The 16,505-nt window shown below is 39.0% G+C and carries 14 protein-coding genes; 2 read left to right on the forward strand and 12 right to left on the reverse strand.

Translation table 11 applies throughout. The annotated features are described in order from the left end of the window. Positions 1 to 342 precede the first annotated feature (342 nt). The gene (locus tag V1500_RS13790) at positions 343 to 609 is read left to right on the forward strand and encodes a phage holin (RefSeq protein ID WP_409300032.1); all 267 of its coding nucleotides are present in this window, start codon (positions 343 to 345) and stop codon (positions 607 to 609) included. Positions 610 to 700: 91 nt separating this feature from the next. Here V1500_RS13790 and V1500_RS13795 read toward each other — a convergent pair whose 3' ends face one another. The 12 genes from V1500_RS13795 to V1500_RS13850 form a co-directional block, all read right to left on the reverse strand. After that, positions 701 to 1,486: a PhzF family phenazine biosynthesis protein gene (locus tag V1500_RS13795; RefSeq protein ID WP_409300034.1), complete on the reverse strand. Its 786-nt coding sequence runs from the start codon at positions 1,484 to 1,486 to the stop codon at positions 701 to 703. A gap of 360 nt (positions 1,487 to 1,846) precedes the next feature. Continuing rightward, on the reverse strand, positions 1,847 to 3,046 hold the full coding sequence (locus V1500_RS13800) for an ABC transporter permease (protein ID WP_409300036.1): 1,200 nt from the start codon (positions 3,044 to 3,046) through the stop codon (positions 1,847 to 1,849). Between the two features lie 2 nt (positions 3,047 to 3,048). Then, the gene (locus V1500_RS13805) at positions 3,049 to 3,927 is read right to left on the reverse strand and encodes an ABC transporter ATP-binding protein (RefSeq protein ID WP_409300037.1); all 879 of its coding nucleotides are present in this window, start codon (positions 3,925 to 3,927) and stop codon (positions 3,049 to 3,051) included. A 152-nt stretch (positions 3,928 to 4,079) separates the two neighbouring features. Then, positions 4,080 to 4,481, reverse strand: coding sequence for a DUF2085 domain-containing protein (locus V1500_RS13810; RefSeq protein WP_409300038.1), 402 nt, complete (start codon positions 4,479 to 4,481; stop codon positions 4,080 to 4,082). A 914-nt stretch (positions 4,482 to 5,395) separates the two neighbouring features. After that, the gene (locus V1500_RS13815) at positions 5,396 to 5,713 is read right to left on the reverse strand and encodes a putative quinol monooxygenase (protein WP_409300040.1); all 318 of its coding nucleotides are present in this window, start codon (positions 5,711 to 5,713) and stop codon (positions 5,396 to 5,398) included. Positions 5,714 to 6,438: 725 nt separating this feature from the next. Then, the gene (locus V1500_RS13820) at positions 6,439 to 8,199 is read right to left on the reverse strand and encodes a methyl-accepting chemotaxis protein (RefSeq protein WP_409300041.1); all 1,761 of its coding nucleotides are present in this window, start codon (positions 8,197 to 8,199) and stop codon (positions 6,439 to 6,441) included. A 118-nt stretch (positions 8,200 to 8,317) separates the two neighbouring features. Further along, positions 8,318 to 9,157, reverse strand: coding sequence for a pentapeptide repeat-containing protein (locus V1500_RS13825; protein WP_409300042.1), 840 nt, complete (start codon positions 9,155 to 9,157; stop codon positions 8,318 to 8,320). A gap of 278 nt (positions 9,158 to 9,435) precedes the next feature. After that, entirely contained in the window at positions 9,436 to 10,932 is a 1,497-nt protein-coding gene (locus V1500_RS13830) for a UDP-N-acetylmuramoyl-L-alanyl-D-glutamate--2,6-diaminopimelate ligase (RefSeq protein ID WP_409300044.1), read from the reverse strand. A gap of 535 nt (positions 10,933 to 11,467) precedes the next feature. Then, positions 11,468 to 11,902: a VOC family protein gene (locus tag V1500_RS13835; RefSeq protein WP_409300046.1), complete on the reverse strand. Its 435-nt coding sequence runs from the start codon at positions 11,900 to 11,902 to the stop codon at positions 11,468 to 11,470. Positions 11,903 to 12,049: 147 nt separating this feature from the next. Then, on the reverse strand, positions 12,050 to 12,805 hold the full coding sequence (locus tag V1500_RS13840; RefSeq protein ID WP_409300048.1) for a cytochrome c oxidase assembly protein: 756 nt from the start codon (positions 12,803 to 12,805) through the stop codon (positions 12,050 to 12,052). Continuing rightward, entirely contained in the window at positions 12,795 to 13,304 is a 510-nt protein-coding gene (locus V1500_RS13845) for a DUF2243 domain-containing protein (protein WP_409300049.1), read from the reverse strand. Before V1500_RS13845 ends, V1500_RS13840 begins: the two co-directional genes overlap by 11 nt. A gap of 257 nt (positions 13,305 to 13,561) precedes the next feature. Continuing rightward, complete coding sequence (locus tag V1500_RS13850) at positions 13,562 to 14,092, reverse strand: cell wall hydrolase (RefSeq protein WP_409300051.1); 531 nt, start codon at positions 14,090 to 14,092, stop codon at positions 13,562 to 13,564. Between the two features lie 1,078 nt (positions 14,093 to 15,170). Here V1500_RS13850 and V1500_RS13855 point away from each other — a divergent pair. After that, positions 15,171 to 16,034 carry an STAS domain-containing protein gene (locus V1500_RS13855; protein ID WP_409300053.1) on the forward strand — a complete coding sequence of 288 codons (864 nt, stop codon included), beginning with the start codon at positions 15,171 to 15,173 and terminating at the stop codon, positions 16,032 to 16,034. Positions 16,035 to 16,505 lie beyond the last annotated feature (471 nt).

A 16,505-nucleotide genomic window follows, 5' to 3' on the forward strand; every position in this document is an offset into this window, starting at 1 on the left:
AAAAATAATGTTCCTCCTAAATAAGTTTAAGCAATGCTTCATTATAGCATACTTTCTCAATACATTTCTATAATATGCATCAATAATTACTTTCAAGTAACAAAGACTGGCCTGTTAAGCTGTATCTCTCCTTTGCGATCCACACCTGATCTGGAAGTTTTTTGTGGTATTTTATCAAAATTTGTACAATCTTTTTTCTCTTTTTTGCATACTATACAGCGAACGTATTCAAAAAGAATTGTATATTCATTTTGATAGAGTGTTCAATATTGCGGCACCAATTGCAAATACAGAAATAGTAATACTCCCTCCTGATATCCCATATAGAAAGGAGAAGACAACTTGATCAACTGGAAAGTCAGATTTAAGAATCGGGTTTGGATAATGAGTTTCATATCCCAATTTCTGATCATTATTCAAATGCTTGTCACCGGACTGAATCATTTAGGTGTAATCGATTTTCAATGGAGTGAATATATTAATATTTGGGTTCAAAGCTTTGTAAATGCTGTGTTAGTTTTATTATCCATGCTGGGAATGGTACAAGATCCTACCACAAAAGGTTTGGCAGATTCAGAGCAGGCCCTAAACTATGAAGAACCAAGATAACGCTTTCTCTCAGGCAAGGCCGGACACAACATAATTGAATTCAGCATCCTTGTTATCCAGCAGAACTTAGGCAGTCCCCATTATTCGCCAACTATATAAAAATTTGACTCTTCATGACCGTGACTGCCTGGCCTGACATGTTCACTCTGTCCCCATCCATTTGTATTTTTAAGATTCCTCCCCGTGCTGAGGCCTGGAAAGCATATAATTCATGCTTCTTAAGTTTTTCGCTCCAATAAGGGGCAAGGGCGCAATGTGCTGAACCTGTGACAGGATCTTCATTGATCCCTACTGCAGGAAAAAAACCTCTCGAAATAAAATCAAATTCATTGGATTTGCTCGTTACAAGGATCCCTCTCGTTTGAATCTTTTTGAGCAATGAAAAATTAGGCTTAAGATTCCTGATTATATCCTCAGATTCTACTTCGATCAAATAATCAAATCGATTCTTTCCAACATACTGGGGGTTTATATGTAAGGCGTCTTCCAGTTCCTCAGGATAACTGCACTCAGTTACTGGTTCCACCGGGAAGTTAAGCTGAATCCAGGTGTCTTGCTTTTTTGCAGTCAAAAGTCCACTTTTTGTATAGAAATTGGCTTGTTCACCTGCTGATAGAATACTTGTTTCCCACAAGATATGTGCACTTGCCAATGTGGCATGGCCGCATAATTCTACCTCGGCTGTTGGAGTGAACCATCTGAGTGAATACCCTTCCTCCTTTGGAAATAGAAAAGCTGTCTCAGAAAGATTGATTTCTGTAGCAATTTTACTCATCAGTTCATCCGCCAGAGGTTCATCCGTAATGCAAACACCTGCTGGATTTCCCTTAAATGGTACATCAGTAAATGCATCTACTATAAAAATATCTAGACTCATATACTACCCTCCATAATTGCAAAAATGTTCGTTTTATCCATTATACTTTAGTTACCGGAGCACATATAGAATGAACCATTTGATTCAGCAATATTTAGCTTATGATTTAGAAAAAAAGCGAACCTGATAATGGTTCGCAATCTTACTTGGTGTCTGGGCAGTTCGACTTTTGTATTTTACTGAAAACAAAATATCTTTACCGCTGTACAAAACAGTCATTCGCACTGTGTCCTGAGTTGCTGTTCACGAAAAGCCGGCAGATTATTGGTAATTCCAACGAGCTAGGTTTGACTTCATTTGAGTAAAACTGAACGTAATTAACGAAATAATAGGTTCAGCAGCATATCAGCGCAAATCAAACTATTTCATCAATTGAAATACATCTTTAAGGCTTGCTTTTCCATCATATTTCATAACACCTTTTATATAGAGCCTGCTTGAGTACAAGCTTATAATAAGAATGCTTGCCACCAGCAGTGCTATGGTTATGATAACTTCCATCACTGATGTCTCCTTTAGAACAAATCTTGAGAAGGTCACTACCGGCGAGAAGAAAGGGATGTACGACCCTGCAACGACAATTGTGTCGTTGGGATGCATCATCGCTCTCGTTCCAAGAAAAAATGATCCAAGCATTAACAATGAGATCGGGAAAATCACGCTGCCGATATCCTCAAGCCGTGAAATGACAGAAGAAAAGGAAGCAAATAAAAATGCATATAATGTGTATCCCAGTATGAAATATAAGAGGAAGAAGGTAAACATCTTGACAGTCAATACTGATACATCAATTGGAAGCCCAAATAGGGACAGATCCTCCCCCGCCCATCCTAATTGCTTTGCTGCCATGTAAGCTACGAAGACAATGAAGATCTGAAGCACTCCCTGTATCAGGTTTGCCAGTATTTTCGCATACATCATGATAATTGGTTTAACCTTGGTGATCATAATTTCCATGACCCGTGAGGTTTTCTCCCCAGATATGCCCATAGCTACCGTCTGTCCAAATGTGATGATAAAGATATACATGATGAGAATAAAAAAGTAAACCAGCCCTGTCGACTCTGTACTTTTCAAAGGAGCTGGACTAACCTGAACCTTTGTTGACATTTGTTTTGCCAAATCCGCATCCAGATTATTTTTTTGGATTGTATCGGCTATGTACTGATTTTGAAGATATGGTTCCATAATGGATAAAACCACGTAATCCGGGTTTCTTTTAATATAGTATTTAACTTGTGGAATGCCTGCCTGGTCCTGTACGACCAATAAACCATCAATCTTTCCATCTTCCACCTGTTTTTTTAGAGTTTGTTCTTTTTCACCCGGGTCTGTGCTTAGTTTCATTTCTTTCTGCATCTGGTTAATGAGTTTTTCATCGATTGGCATATTGCTGTTGTTTATTAGATGTACATTTAGACGGCTATCATCATTCAAAAAATGAGTAAGTCCAAAGAATCCGAGAATGATTAAAAAAAGGACAATCGACATGATGATGAACATTTTCGACCTGAGTCCCTCTTTTAAATGGAACTGGAAAACGGTATTAAATTGTTTCAACTTCACCCCATCCTTTCCAAAAAGATTTCATGCAGAGTGGGTTCGAGCAGTGTAAACGTTTTTATTTCTGTTTTTTGTTTGACTGCATTCAATGTATGTATCGCTTCTTCTTCAGTCTTCGCCTTCGTCAGCCATTCTCCATTATCTTCTTTGGTAAAAGAGTGAATATCGCTGATATCCGCCTCGCTATCCCTTAATTTAATTCTTAGATTTTTATATCCGTATGCTTCCTTTATATCATCCAGTTTTCCGTTTTCGATGATGTTCCCTTTCTTAATCATTACGATATTATCGCAGAAGGTTTCGATCTGGTTCATCTGATGGCTGGATAAAATAATGGTTTTTCCTTTTGACATTTCTTCTCGGATGACATCGCTTAAGAGATTTGCATTAACCGGATCCAGACCAGAAAAAGGTTCGTCGAGAATGATCATTTCAGGATTATGCAGCAGTGTACCAATTAATTGAATTTTTTGCTGATTTCCTTTGGAGAGTTCACTAGCCAATTTGTTTTTATATTCGGTTGCTTCAAATCTTTCAAGCCATCTATCTATTTCTTTAGAAATGACAGAAGCAGCCATTCCTTCCAGCTTCGCGAAATATGTAAGCTGTTCGTTTATTTTACTTTTTGGGTATAATCCTCTTTCTTCTGGCAGATAGCCAATGCTAATATTCTTTCTTTGATAAGGCTTGCCCTTCCAGGTTATCTCTCCTCTGTCTTTCGGAATCAATTCCAAAAGCATTTTCAATGTTGTAGTTTTGCCTGCTCCGTTCCGTCCCAGAAGGCCAAGAACCTCCCCCTGATGCAAACTGAATGAAACATTGTTTACCGCCACGTTTTCACCGAACGCCTTTGTAAGATTTTTAATAGATAAACTCATAACATTACTCCCTTTTACCACATCTCTAAGACACCACTTCATTTTTTTCTATATATATACTTAAATGGCATCTTTTTCTATAATAATATAAATTCAACAAAAATGTTGCCAGCTTTTATAATGTTTTATAAATGGCTCCAAGTAAGCATTCATCATTGTTTTAATACCTCTATCAGCACTCTTACGCTGCTCACTATACCAATCGACAATCCTGACCCACTGATTAAACCTGTCGCCGCCCTGAGCAAGTTGTTGCTCTGACGCCACCCTTTTAATTGAGTAAGACCATCTATCAACATGGGGATTTGACATAACAATCCCCAAATAATGCCGACCTTAAAAAGAAACAGAAAGGGTATCATCATATAACCTGCCAATATACATAAACATCGAGAACAGATCGGCATGGGCTTACCCTTTATATGAAAGCAGCGTTCAGGTCTTCGATGACAGGGCACAATCAAAAAAAGCTTGTTTAAGAATTGCAATTGCAATCGGCACCTCCACATTCTGCTCCTCCACAATCCAGTTCGAAACATTCGAGTTTTCCACATTCGATATCAACACAATCTAAACCATCTCTTTTATCCATATCGCAGTTAAACAGATTGTCAAAGTTATAAGGATAACAGTCAGAAACGGGATTATTATGATGGTCCAGAGACTTTTTCATTTTCCTTCTATACCTGTATATTATAAGTATGGAAGACATTACTGCCAGGCCCAATATTACTCCGCCTGCTGTATATTCACGTTGAGATAAAAGCAGCCCGCCCACAATGTACAATACTAGATTGATTGATAACAGGATAAAAAACATATGTCACCTCTGATCCTGAAAAAACTCAATTCTGTCAATATACATATATTAATTTTAATAATAAAAAATACATAGGTTATCCTCCTGTGCAACTTCCGCAAATAAGCTTTTTAAAGACACTGTTATGAAGCTCCTTTCCATACAATTCCTTATTGTCATGGTTATAAATCCATACAAAAAGGAGGTATAATACCCCCTCAGTTGCAAAATGTAGTGCCAGTTGTTTTATACTAATGCCGGCATAGGATGTTTGTTGGCATGGAAGAGTTCGATGTACTTTTGAGATATGGAAATGGGAAGCGTCCCAAATTACTATGATTCAATATATATATAGATATTTACAACGGTCAAACTTACAAGAAATATTATCCGTTAAAACAAATTGGACAACACTTTAAGACAAAATGCCATTTCGTTAGATGTCCTTCATTTCAAACTGACTGTAAGAGACGGTTTTTAAAGATCATTTTCCTGGACCTATTCCAGATTATTTAATCTAACTTGGATATTTTTCTCTTCATCCTTTACGTCTATATGTAATGGCTGCTTTTGAATCTAATTCATTTTCCTTCTGCACCATTATGAAAAATGGGTGATTGGTGAACATTTTCAACGTGGGACCCACATGTTTTGCCGAACATGATTTTCTTAGGATGGCGTAGTGAGCCCCTTACCGCCAATTGGCTTAATTGTACAGATTCTTTCCATACCCGCAATTAAAGGTTTGGCACTTTGAATGAGCTCTTGTGTTGCTTCGAGTAATAACGAAGCCTGATGGGCGCTTTCATCCTTCCATACTTCATAAACAAAGACAGAATTGGATTCTTCAGGAGAAACGTGAACGGTGTAGATTTCACAATCTTCAAGGTCCTGCATGCTTTGTGCTGCGCGAAGTAAGATATCGACTAATGCGTCCCGCTCGCCTTCTTTTGTTATGAACTTCCCAAATAAACCGAAATGATTCACAGTCAGTCCTCCCATTATTATTTTTTTCTATGTTCTACCTGATATTTCTCCATCGCTGCTTCCTTTACCTGTTTAATTTTAAACAATGTAGTATAACAGATATTCGCTAAAAAAATAAACTTGCCTCATTTTTAGTAATTTGTTTTCTGGTTGCAGCAAATAACAAATTATATGATAGTCCTGTGCAAAACACATTTATTCTAAAAAAGCGGAGCCCTACTCTGCTAATTTATTATTAACCTGCACATTGATTGCCATATTCATATCTATATAACCCAGACTGACATAGTATTATGACCTTATGCTCGCCATCTTAAGCTTCATGAGCGAAAAACGATTTTTTGATCGAAACAACAAATTCATGATCCTGTTCAAGGATTTATGACCGAAACTGCACATTTATGATCGTATTCAAGGTGTTATGGTGGAACCGCATAATAAGCGCGAGTCCTCTTTTTCAAATGTATTAATCTATCATTGAACTTTTATATCCAAATCTAAATCGCCCAGATTGTAAATACACCTGAATGTCATGACAATTGTTTAACAGATTAAAACGCTCCTTATGATGTAATGATGCCTGTTATGCGTCATTGAAACATACATCTGCGGCATCCAAATGCCATAGCATCCGGTAATTGATTCTCCGATTAAAATGTTGCAATTCTCATATTAAAAAAGAGCTCCCATAATGGCAGCCCAAATCTACACTCTATATCGGTTTTCTATTTAATGGAGAATTGCTCGCTAATTTGATTCAGCCTTTCACTCAACAGGTTCAATTCCTCAGCGGAAGAAGCTATTGTGCTAATAACGGTGTTCTGCTCATCCACAGAAGCAAGTACTTCTTCTGAGGAAGCAGCTGTTTCCTCAGCGATGGCAGTAACATTTTGTATCGCATCTATCATTTCATTGCTTTGGCTGGTAATTTTGCCGATTTCAGCGGTTAAATACTCAATCGCATGAATGATTTGGTTGATAGAACTAGAAATATGATTAAATTGCAATTCAGTATCATCAACAGCATGATTCAAACTGGAGGATATTTCAACTGTGCTCGCCATCGACAGCACCATTTTTTCTGTCTCTGATTCAATGCTTTGGATCATTGTATAGATTTCTGTTGTGGCCTGGCTCGTTTGTTCTGCCAATTTACGGACTTCCTCCGCAACAACAGCAAATCCCTTGCCGTATTCCCCTGCCCTAGCAGCCTCAATGCTTGCATTGAGTGCCAGGAGATTTGTCTGCTTTGAAATGCCGTCAATAGTCGTAATGATGGACGAAATATCCCTAACCCGATTGTATAAGTGTGTAATCCCTATGCTTATTTCATTGCCGGCATGAACGGAAGATTCATTTGATTCCTTTAATGAACCTATCTTTTCTTTCCCAATTTCAATCGCTTTTGCAGATTTGTCAGTCATTATAAGAATTTCCTGGTTTTGTTCGTTCATCCTTTGAATAGCCTCTACCAATTCGTCGGTCCGTTTGCTGGTTGATTCAATATCAGAAGCTTGTGCTACAGAACCCACTGTAATTTCCCGCATAGCACGGCCTATTTCATCGCTTGTAGCAGACGTTTCCTCCGACAAGGCGGATAACTCCAGAGAAGACCTCGAAACCTTGCTTCCCATTTCCTGCATATTTTCAATTATTGACCTCAATTGAATGGTCATATTGTTAAATGCTGTGGACAATTGGCCAATCTCATCTTTTGATTCTGGCAAGTGGTGCAGAACTAAGTTGCCATCAGAGATATCAACAGCCGCTCGGGTAACCTGCCCGAGAATTTTGAACTTTCTTCTAGTGCCAAAGTAAAAAATCAATATACCGGCAAGTGTGACAATAATCGATGTGACCACAACAATCCATTTCAACTTTTGCAAAGAAGCATAAAATTCTTCTTCATATGCACCAACACCTATATTCCAATCCCACGGTTTAAAATAATTCATATAGACAACTTTATTTCTTTCGTTCTTCTCACCGGTATTTTTCCACCCGTATTCGTAATACCTGGCTTCCGGATTTTGCGCTTTTGCTATTTTCACTATATCCTGAACTACATGCTGCCCTGCTGTATTTTGTATATCCTTTTTATTTTCTCCCACGGGTATGATGGGATGCAATTGGGCGATATAGCCGGAATCATACGCCATCAAATATCCGTCTTTTTTATAGACAAATGCCGATTTGCTATAGTCGTATGTAGTGGTGCCATTCTTTGTGACAGCGGGGCCGACAAGTATTTCCCTTGCCCGCTCTTGTGCGTCTTCAAGTGAGAGTGTTCCTGCCTCCACCTGCTGATTTAATTGCTCCAATGATGAAATTGAAGCGTTTACAATATGCTGCAAATCCAACTTCCCGCTGGCAACTAGCTCCGCCTTTGCGAAGTGATAGCTAATGATACCTAAGGAACTTGTTGCCAATATCATTAGTAAGGTGATCGCAATCAGCATTTTTGCAGAAATCTTTTTCATAAACATAGATGAATTTTCCTCCCTAGCCGAGCTGTTACTTCATATATCGGCCAGGAAAAGATATTATTAACATCAGCGCATAGAAAGTTGGCACTACATTATCCAAATTTTATGATGGAATTTCTTAGAGCCAATGTTCAGGCATACTTAAGGAAGTCGGCAGTTTAGTATACTGATTGCCTTTAGCAGAGTTTATTTGGGCTTGTGTAAGGAATAAGCTCGTACTGAGAGCGGCACCGCTTAAGTCAGCACCTCTAAAGTCAGTTCCAAGCAGATCCGCATCGTTTAAATCACATTCTGTTAGATCAGCTGCTATGAGGAGTGCACCTCTCAAGTTTGCCCCTCTTAGGTTTGCACGCCTTAATTTCGCGCCAATCAGGTCGCTTCCCCTCTGAATCTTTTTATTGTTGCTTTTCTTTGAAACTTTGGCACGAACCAGTTCACTCGTCTGTAAAAGGAGGCCGCTGACTTTTGCTCTGTGTGCCGGCACATCTGTATTTAAGAGCGCAGCAGGTGTTAGCTCAGTAAGAAACTCAGTCTCATTCAATGCCATTTGAAGTTGGCTATAAATAGGCAAGGCTTCTTTTAACATGACTGCTTCGTTTAAGTAATATAGCATTTCATGAAGCTGCTGCATAATTGGAAATACTTCAAACATTTCTGCAGCTATTTCTGGATTGTCCCTCCAGCTGTTGCCTTCGTATGTGAATTGTGACACCTTTTGACCGGCACCAAAGCATTCGTACGCTGAACATCCTTGAAAACCACTCTTTCTAAGATTTTTATGGATGCCGCACCGATTATTTGATTGGAGTTTGGGACAAGGGATCCCAGAGTCCTTATCGAAGGCAAAATCAGCGGACCTTGCATATGGCAGAGCTACACAGCATAAAGCAAAACACTTTTCACAGTCTGCCTTTATATGATCCAGCTTGTTACTATTTGTTATTACTCGTTCAGCCAAAAATGACACTCCCTTTAGCTTGGTGCGTAGATTGAGAGTTACTAGAACCGGACTCTAATCCTAAGAGGAAAATAGTTGAATGATAAGGATCTTTCAAAATGATTTACATTAAAGTAAACAATATTGCAAGTTATAGTTAACATAATATGATTATTTGATTAATTTACGGGCGCTCTAGGATGTTTTAAGTTTGAATACCCAATATATATATCGCATCAGAATCAGAATCTGTATATGTATCTGTAAAGCAATGAATACGAACTTATTTGCGTATCGGATTAAGAACTCGTCATATTATTTGTTCTTTTATGAATAGCACTTATCGCAGTTTCTTTGTCATCAAAATGAATCGTTCTATCCCTATATATTTGGTATGTTTCATGTCCCTTTCCTGCTATAAGAACCACATCATCCTGGCTGGCCATTTTAATTGCTTTATGAATTGCATCCTCCCTGCTTTCTATGAGTTCATATTGTGAGAAACCTTCTATTACACCTTTTTCAATGTCCTTCATAATAGAGGCTGGTTGTTCGGTCCTTGGATTGTCGGAAGTTATGATTATAAAATCGCTAAGTCGGCTCGCAATATTTCCCATAATTGGCCGTTTACTCTTGTCACGGTCGCCGCCGCAGCCAAATACAGTGATCAACCTTCCTTTAATGAATTCTTTAATGGTGCCTAAGGCGTTTTCCAGTGCATCTGGTGAATGGGCATAGTCTATCAGCACAAGAAAATCATTTGCTTCCTTCACTATTTCCATCCTGCCGCGGATGTTTGGCAATGCAGCCAGACTGTGTTTTATGCTCTCAAGGGAGATGCCCTCCAGCAATGCAGAAGCCACAGCTGCCAAAGTATTGTATACATTAAATCGGCCTATCAATGGAAGATTCAATTCAATTTCCCCCTTATAAGATGAAAGCAAGAAATTTATCCCCTGTGATGTAATATGAATATTTTTTGCTGTGACGTCCGAGGACTGATTAATTCCGTAAGTAATTACTTCTGCTGAAGTTACTTTCCGATAATATTCGCTTGCAGGATCATCTGCGTTAAGCACAGCATATCTCTTGTCTGATGGCTCAAAGGCATTTCCAAGCTTCGAGAATAATAGGCCCTTTGCATGTCTGTATTCTTCAAACGTTCCGTGATAGTCCAAATGGTCCTGAGTCAGGTTTGTAAAGATAGCAGTCCTGAAATGGCAGCCCTCAATCCTGCGCATATCCAGCCCCTGCGAGGAAACTTCCATGACACAATATCGAACCTTCTCATCTACCATCTTCCTCAAATTCTTTTGCAAAATAGGAGGCTCCTGTGTATTAATGTCTGTTGGATATAATATTCCATTTACTTTAACTCCGTTATTCCCCATAAGTCCTGTTGCATATCCGGTTCCGGCTAATAATCTCTCAAGAATGTATGAAGTCGTGGTTTTTCCATTAGTGCCTGTAATGCCTATAAGTTTTAATGCCTTAGAAGGATTGTTATAAAAGTGTGCTGCAATCACAGCCATAGCAAGCCGCGCATCTTTAACTTTTAACGTCGGAATATCAATATCGAGGTCCCTCTCGACCAGAAGGGCTGCTGCACCATTTTTGACCGCGTCTTTTGCATAATTATGGCGGTCTTCAAGAAAACCCTTGATTCCTGGTACGCAAATAAATAAATGGCCCTTCTCAATCTTTCTCGAATCCATTTGAATCCCTGTAATCTCCACCTCTAAATTGCCTTTGGTCTGCTTTAAAGTAAAAAGTTCTGCAAGTTCTTGTAGTTTCAAAAAACAGGTCCCCTCTCTGTGAAATTCGTGTTGTTGGGCCAGGAAGTTACTCCTCAGGTGATGTCCCACTCAACATATTACCTGCATTCGTTATATACCAGCGTAATAAATATTGGATTGTTGTTCACCTAAAAAATTCCATGTGAGGATTAACGCGTCATATTACATGAAAAACCAATTAAATTTGCCCGGGAATTTCATTTTATTTTTTCAGCTTTTTCAGTTCTCAATTTTGTATTTATGCGGTTAAACGGTTTAACACGAAGTGATTTACCATTTTTTAACAATAGGATGTCATTGAAACAAAGGCACGAAAACAAATGACAGCAATGGAACCAAATATAACTGTACCGCCAGCAGAAATCCATCCAGGTGCCTTTTCTGCCCAATGACCGATCACTTCAAAACGGCGTTACATACAGCTCCAGGTGACAAGTTGCGAGTTGCTGAGGTGTAAGCTGGATGAATGGCACCTGTAAATTAGATAACATTTACAGATAACCAGAGGGCGGAAACATATAAAAAATCAAAGCTTCTACACGAACCTTTTCACTGAGAAATCAAAGAACTTCTCCCGGAAAACAGGGCTTAACTCACTCCAAACATCAAACAGATTGCCGTTGGGATCCTGGAATACAAAATTCCTTCCAGCATGTCCTCTATTTTCTATTTCACCCACCCTGACCTTCTTATCCGCCAAATCTTTATGAAGTGCCTCAAGGGCTTCTAATCCATCAACCTCGAATGTCAACGGAAATCGCACATTCCCTTTTTCATCCAGGAAATCCAGGGTTTCACCTTCTTTTGATTTAACCAGGAAAAAACTCTGATTCGCAAGATTAATAATGGCTTTGTCTTCATCCTGATACGTAAGCTTCGCTCCTAAATGATTTACATACCATTCAGCTGAAGCACTAACATCCAACACTGGAAGATACGTAGTTCCAACTCTCCATATATATGTATTCATATTCATTCTCCTTCCTTAAATCAACAAACTATATAATTCTAGATAAAACTTTAATTTTCCTTCATATCATTCACCTCGCCCCTGCCTATCAATTTAAAAGGAGATAGAGAAGATTTAAGATTCAGTGGATCATGTCGGGCGGGATGCCTAGGTCTTATACCATTGGCGGCAAAATAAAAAGATAACTACAGCGTGGACCACGTCACCTGCATAAAACATCAGCACGCCTCCGTTTTCTGCTTGTGTTTGGAGCGTGTCCCCGGGCGGGTTAGCATATAAGGATTTAGAAAGTATCCCATGCGCGGCCATGGAAATCAGTAACACCGTACCCCGATAAATAAATCCTGCCCTATGCGGGTTTAGGTCTACATAGATGATAGAGCTTGTGAATAAATAGCCTGCCAGGAAAATATGAAGATGTACAAGAAAGAAGACGAAAAAATTTGTACTCATGATTTGAAATAAGTCTGTTGTATACAGAACCCATAACCCTCCAGAATTTAATAAAGCCGCAACAAGAGGATCGGTAAGTAAACGCAATGGCCAGCTCCTTAGGAGCCTGCCAAAATTCCTAGCCGAAGTTATACTAATAGTCCGCAGAAAAAGTGTCATAGGCGCAGAAAATATGAGGAAGATAGGAGCCAGCATTCCAAGGAGGATGTGAACCAGCATATGTCCCATGAAATTTAGATGGGCATATTTAGCCAATGGTCCGATTACTGCAGCAGCTGTACAAAACGTTCCTAGCACCCAACAGACGGTTCGGTACAAAGACCACTTTCTGTATTTACGGCTGGAACGAGTGCCAGCCAGCCAATAAACAAGGCAGGCCAAGAAAAATGGTATAGAAAGGATGAAGTCAAAAGACTCTGCAATATCATGTTGCATATGGTCATGCTTCATTTATATCACTCTCCCCGTGTTTTGATGCCCGTCCAGTTTGTTTAAGCAGGATGCCACCTATAATGATCATGATAAGAGCAATGATGTTCCAGGTTATATCATATGGGAGAATATCAACTTGATAACGTATTTGGTGCAGTCTCATAAGCTTGTGCTGGATTATGCCATCATACAGCTGAAATAAACCGCCACCTAGCAGTACTCCTCCTGCCCATCTTTTTTTCCAAAACGCCAGACGCCGATGCAGGTCTGCAATCAAGAAAGCTGAGCCTATGGTAGAGAACCAGCTGAAAGCATGAAAAATACCATCCGACACTAGCCCGATATCTGTTGTGGACTTATCATAGAAATGATGCCAATGCAATAACTGATGAAAAACTGCTTCATCTATAAAGCCGACCAGACCAAGCCCGAAGAGAAATCCGCACCAAAGGTTTCGGTTTCTGTACAAGAAACGCTTAGCATGTGGATTACTGGGTGACGCAAGTCTTTTCTCCATCCCTGATCCCCTTTCAACATACAATTTAAAGAGTTACCCTGTATCCTATTTCCATTGGCAAGCAACCATAAACGTATAAAAGGATTGACTTGTTCCGTGCTATCCAGTAAAAAGAGCATGGCTGGCGATCATACAGAAGGATTTGATGGCATTGGCGTTTTTTGTATTACAGAGTCCCTGCCATTCAGCCACCAGGCTTTCATTCAAACAAAAAAAGTACACACAAAAAGCGTGCAGTTTTTTCTGCACGCTCTCTTTTATATAGCAAATGAATGATTGCCGATTTTCTTTACCACTTTTCTGCTGAAAATCCATTGACTGGTTGCTGTTTTTGGATTATAAAAATACAGTAGTTCATTGTCTTTCCCTTGTTCCTGCAATGCTTCTTCTACAGCTTCATATGATTCCTTGTTGGCGGGTTCATGAATCGAACCGTTCATGACAGGCTCGAATGCATTTTTTTGGTAAATGACTTCCTTTATTGTGTCTGGGAATTGTTTGTGTTGAACCCGATTTAGAACCACGGTGGCAACGGCGACCTTCCCGGCAAATGGTTCGCCTTTTGCTTCGGCATGGACCAGGCGGGCAAGCAGATTCTTATCTTCGCTCTTGATAAAGCGTGATTCCAATGAATCGGCTTCTTTCTTGTGAATGTCACTTTTTTTATATTTTGCATTATCTGCCACTTGCAGGTCATCGTTTATTTGAGCATTTTCGATTGCAGGAAAGATAGTGTAAGAACTGACTAAAATCGTAATAAAGATTGCTTTCATGAAGATCTTGTTCATTTTACAAACCTCCTGTTTGGTTAATTGTAAGAAAACAGGCCTCTTAAAAGGCTAACAGGTTTGTATAGATATCACACTAGTGAATAACTGGGTGGCTTTCCAGTCATCAAGTTAACAGGCTTCGACGAAGTTGATCTCATCCAACTGCTGGAAACAGAATATAAAATACGATACGTTAATGTTCCGGTTCTAGCACTAGTAAAAGAACTACCTATTTTTATGCGCTAATATACTGTTTATCATGTAAAAAACTATTTAGGATACCGCACATCATTTGCCCAGCACTTGTTTTCCCATGCCTATCGAAGAATCCTTCAAATAACCACCAGGCAACGGGATTCATATAAGGGCCCTTACCTAAATTCCCTTCGTTAAAATAGAAAAAATCGATAAAAATCCAGGTAATCCAAATCTTCTTTACTAATATATACACCGTCCATTGCGGGATGTTTATATATGTTTTGTATCATTCCATGAATTTCTGACAGTGTCCTTACTTCTTCATTCGCCAATCGCCGGGTCGTTAAGACGATAAAATCCAGATCGCTTGAACCTGGAATGTAAGCTTTAAGTGCAATGGATTCATAAGTACAATCCTTCCAATGTTTCCGGAAGAAACTTTTGCATCAAGTCCACATATCTTTGACAACTGGCTCGACATTAACTGGAACTTCCATGTAAAACAACGCACTTGATATATTTTAATAAACTGACCTGTACCGGGGTTCCTTTTGATACTCTGAAAAAATGAAGCTTCTCACGAATTATGGAATAATACTGTGTTTACAACCTGGCGCAGCAGTTGGCCCATCCTACGAAATCGCCGACCGGGCATTTGATAGCATAGTTAATAAGTTTTTGTAACTTAATAGAATGTTTTGCCGAAGCACTTTTAAGAATATTCAGATTCGTAGATAATGAGAGAAAGGACAAGGGTATTATATTTTATAAGAGTGTCCCTTACAAATTTCCGAACGATGCGCTATTCTTGGATTCATTAATCAGGCTTTGGTGAATAAAATTGGGAAATGAATCGGGACGCTATTAATCATTTTCCAGATACTGGAGGAAAAGAACCTTGAATACTACTTCTTTTCTTGATACGAGGTTGAAAGAAATTTCCGAAAAAGTGAAAAATCAAACTGAAGAGCTAGCTAAACAAAGATTTGATGCCGACCGAAATACTTATACCATAACTCAGAATGTATCATTGCATACCTGGAGAGTAAATCTTATTACTATTTTTGCATGCTCCATTGTTGAGGACATAGAAAAAACCTATGATTCTTTAAAGGAATGGGGTTCAAAAGCTGTAAATTTATTAGTCAATATGAACTTGCCTTTGGATGTTGCAATTGAGGAAATACGTTTTTACCGCAATACTATTGGAGAATTGATAAAAAATGAATCTATACGGCAGGACTTAAGACTTCAGGATTTTTACGAGATTATTTCCCGTTTTGATTCTGTAGTCGACCGGGCTGTTCATTGGCTCAGCATTTCTTATTCCAATTCATATTCTTCCAGAATCACCGCAGCAGAAACAACAGCCATGGAACTGTCCATACCCATTGTAAGGGTAACAGAGCATATCGGAATCCTTCCATTAGTTGGGGATATCGACACCAAAAGATCGCAGCAGCTTATGGAAAAAGCACTTCATTGTGGTACAAGCCTCAGTCTTACCTATATAGTCTTGGACCTTTCAGGGGTACCTATCATTGATACCATGGTAGCCAACCATATATTTAAAGTCCTTGACGCTCTGAAACTGGTTGGAATTAAGGCAGTGTTGACTGGAATCAGACCGGAAATAGCCCAAACTATGGTGAATCTCGGGTTAGATGTAAAAGGAATTTCCACTTTCGCAAGCCTGCATCAAGCGATAAAAAAACTGAACCTTACAAGTCAACAAAAGGAAGACCTAAGTATCAACATATAATCTCAATAGTTGGTCGGTTATCTTTTATCATAACAAAGCAGCCATATGAGCAGGAAGCACCTGCAAAATGACTGCTCTTTTGTCATGGGTATAACCCTCTTGTCCAAAAAACCACATGTATGCAGTTTATTTCTGCAGCAGTCTCTATTTAAAGCATGCTAAAAAAGCTCCCCACCTTAAGAATTTACTTTTTCTACTAATAAAGAACTCTCCCACCATACTTTTTTATGTCCATTAAGATAATTTTTTCTAAGATTCCTGAATGGAAAAGACTGCAGGTTAACCTCATCTAATGTATCAGGATCAAACTACAATAACCCAGATGGGATTCAGCTGATTTTGGATCATAGCTCTGTTGGAAGTCATTGCCCGTCACTTTCAATTCCTGATTAATGTAACAATGAATCTTTCCTTCATGACCCGTTTACGCTCGATTACTCCGAGAAAATGGACGACGGAACAAGAAATACC

It is taken from the genome of Peribacillus sedimenti (assembly GCF_046237635.1).
In the GTDB taxonomy this organism is placed as follows: Bacteria; Bacillota; Bacilli; order Bacillales; family DSM-1321; genus Peribacillus; species Peribacillus sedimenti.

What these genes read in the sequence shown, in the direction of transcription:
- V1500_RS13795 (WP_409300034.1), bottom strand. Translation starts at nt 1,486, where the DNA reads ATGAGTCTAGATATTTTTATAGTAGATGCATTTACTGATGTACCATTT.
- V1500_RS13805 (WP_409300037.1), bottom strand. Translation starts at nt 3,927, where the DNA reads ATGAGTTTATCTATTAAAAATCTTACAAAGGCGTTCGGTGAAAACGTG.
- V1500_RS13810 (WP_409300038.1), bottom strand. Translation starts at nt 4,481, where the DNA reads ATGTGGAAAACTCGAATGTTTCGAACTGGATTGTGGAGGAGCAGAATG.
- V1500_RS13820 (WP_409300041.1), bottom strand. Translation starts at nt 8,199, where the DNA reads ATGTTTATGAAAAAGATTTCTGCAAAAATGCTGATTGCGATCACCTTA.
- V1500_RS13835 (WP_409300046.1), bottom strand. Translation starts at nt 11,902, where the DNA reads ATGAATACATATATATGGAGAGTTGGAACTACGTATCTTCCAGTGTTG.
- V1500_RS13840 (WP_409300048.1), bottom strand. Translation starts at nt 12,805, where the DNA reads ATGAAGCATGACCATATGCAACATGATATTGCAGAGTCTTTTGACTTC.
- V1500_RS13845 (WP_409300049.1), bottom strand. Translation starts at nt 13,304, where the DNA reads ATGGAGAAAAGACTTGCGTCACCCAGTAATCCACATGCTAAGCGTTTC.
- V1500_RS13850 (WP_409300051.1), bottom strand. Translation starts at nt 14,092, where the DNA reads ATGAACAAGATCTTCATGAAAGCAATCTTTATTACGATTTTAGTCAGT.